Source organism: Methylobacterium sp. D54C, assembly GCF_053345595.1.
This window is the reverse complement of the sequence record NZ_JBKFAK010000202.1, coordinates 1-303: the sequence shown is the minus strand read 5'-3', so window position 1 is coordinate 303 and position 303 is coordinate 1. Positions and strand designations below refer to the sequence as shown.

The 303-nt window shown below is 70.0% G+C and carries 1 pseudogene; it reads right to left on the bottom strand.

The annotated features are described in order from the left end of the window. Nucleotides 1-207: pseudogene (locus tag ACLBYB_RS33165) on the bottom strand (cytochrome c biogenesis protein CcdA); the annotation flags it as partial. Nucleotides 208-303: the final 96 nt, after the last annotated feature.

Genomic DNA, 303 nt, shown 5'->3' with positions numbered 1-303 from the left:
GCCGTCGAGACCGATGGCGAACCCCACGGTCGCCACGAACAGCCCGATAGCCACGAAGGACTGCGCGCGGCCGGCGGGGAGGGCTGCGGGGCCGAGCCGGTGCTCCGATGCCGCGGCACCAAGCACCAGCGGCAGCAAGGGCAGCACACAGGGTGACAGCACCGAGAGGATGCCGGCGAGGAACGCGAGGCCGAACGCCGTGGCCACGACCGACCTACAACGCCTTCTCGACGGCGCCCTCGATCCACTCCGGCTGGGTATCGCCGACCGAACGACCCGTCTCCTTCTCACCCTTGAAGGTGA